2 protein-coding genes and 1 pseudogene are annotated in these 1,939 nt (G+C 55.0%); all 3 read right to left on the reverse strand.

Annotation, left to right across the window (positions count from 1 at the left end):
- A partial coding sequence (locus tag JZY04_RS20945; RefSeq protein WP_220577462.1) for a TraG family conjugative transposon ATPase occupies positions 1-1,149 on the reverse strand: 1,149 nt, incomplete at its 3' end.
- Positions 1,146-1,352, reverse strand: a complete 207-nt coding sequence (locus tag JZY04_RS20950; protein ID WP_370635147.1) for a DUF4133 domain-containing protein — start codon at positions 1,350-1,352, stop codon at positions 1,146-1,148. The genes JZY04_RS20950 and JZY04_RS20945, both read right to left, overlap by 4 nt.
- A gap of 46 nt (positions 1,353-1,398) precedes the next feature.
- Positions 1,399-1,671, reverse strand: a pseudogene (locus JZY04_RS20955) (DUF4134 domain-containing protein); the annotation flags it as partial.
- Between the last annotated feature and the right edge of the window lie 268 nt (positions 1,672-1,939).

Raw genomic sequence — 1,939 nt, forward strand, 5'->3', positions numbered from 1 at the left:
ACTCTCTTCCGCCGGGAAGTCCGCCGCGTTGCCGGGCATCGCCGCCCAGTAGAGCGTCGGGCAGTCGATAGTGTTGTGGCGGGGGACGCACTCCATGCTGGCAAGCTGGCTGCCTACGTCGTTCTTGATATGCTTCAGTTCCTCCGCGTCATCGCTCCATGCCATGACATTGAAGTGAGCCCGTACCGAGGTCAGCCCGTAGGAATGGGCTTCGTTCAGGTACTGGTCTATCCACTCGCGGTTGATGCTGTTGCTCCGGCTGTATCGGGAGAGCGACTGCATATTCCTCGCGGACTTCTCGAATTTCTGCAAATTTTCCTCGCTGTTGTCGATAATCACATACTGGTTGTAGATGTGGTTACAGGAAAGCAGCAGCCCCACGGGGGAGGCGAAGGAGAGGCGGCAGTCCGAACGGTCGGTGGAGAGTTTCTCGTAGCGGATGTCGGTAGCCACCTTTCCGGGCATATCCTCCGCGTTGGAGAGGGTGTGCAGGCACAGGCGGTTGTCACCGATGCGCATTTCCCTTGCCGAGAGGTCGATGTCTTGCAAGGCCGTGTCGCCTTCGGGCATGAGCGAGAAGTAACGCTCTATCAGCCCAGCGGACTTCTCCGTCCCGACAAGCTCGTCGGTGGAGAGGCGGCGCAGCCTGACAAAGCCGCTGTCGTTCATGATGCGCTCGAACTGTTCGGCGGCTTCCATGAACTTCCCGGCGGTTTCCCTGTCCAGCTCCTTCGGGATGATATGTCCCCGGCACAGCGTACTGAAGTTGCTCTGCATCCGGTTACGTTCCTTCGTCGTCTTGGTCAGGTAGAGATAGCAGGAGTGTTTCAGGTACGGACGCTCGTTGAAGTGTCGTTCAAAGGAGCGGCTCAAAAAGCTCATGTCATCCTTTTGCAGTTCCGGCTTGTAGCGTTCCTTGATGAACCAGTCCTGCTTATGCACGACGCAGAAGTCCGGCAGCACCTTGATAGCCTTGCACCAGCAGCCGTGTATTGCCTCGTACTCCGCGCCTGTCACGGTATAAAGCTCCGGCAGTTCCACCTCGAAAGCCACCGTGATGTCGGCGTCTTTGGAAATGATGCAGCCATGCTCCACCGACAGCAGCGGGAACTTGTTTTCCAGTGTTGTCATTTTGGATGTATTTCTCATGTCGTTTCTTCCTTTCGTTGCCGTTTGAATAATCGGGTGATCCGCCGCCGGTTGATAAGGTATCGGGGATGGCTCCTTGCCGCTCCCAATTTCATCAGCCCGTGTTCGCCGTACCGGGCGTTCAGCGCGAAGGTCTGCCATACGAGGACGGAAGACGATGCCGCGCCGAAGCCGATACATATCCACTGGTCGATGCCGACCATGTAGAGGATGACGAACAGGACGAAGAGAGCCAGNCGCAGCGACAATCAGGAAGATACAAGCCCCGAACCATGAGGCGGCTGTCTTGCTCGTGTCGGGGTCGCCGGACGAGAACTTGCCATAGACTTTCACGCCTCCGATAAGACCGACCACCGCGCCGATGGCGTAGATTAATTTCGTGCCGGGGTCGAAATACGAACTCACCATAGAGGTGGCTTCGTTAATACCTGCCAGACCGTTTCCTTGCGCAAATACGGAGGCGGTTGCGGCAATCATGAGTGCCGCAGAGATGATGAACTTTTGTCTGATGTTCTTGTTCATAAACAGTTCTTGTTTTGTGCCGTCCAAAGGGTGGATAGTCCTTTTTCGGGCGGTTGATACTTGATTACTTTACTTTGGTTTAGTGGTTGCCCGTTTGTTTCTACGGACTTGGGTGTGTCCGTTGCGGATTGGCTGTACCTTGTACCGCCGTGCGCATGGGTGTCGTCATTTTACGTTTTCATTTCCATTCTTTTTTAGCTGTTATACATAGTTTCGGAAGTCGAACTCCTCGATGTTGTCGGGAATCACGAACACCTTTTCCTTTTGT

Origin of the sequence: Bacteroides sp. 11BF, from assembly GCF_019633765.1 — a bacterium.
In the GTDB taxonomy this organism is placed as follows: Bacteria; Bacteroidota; Bacteroidia; order Bacteroidales; family Bacteroidaceae; genus Bacteroides; species Bacteroides hominis.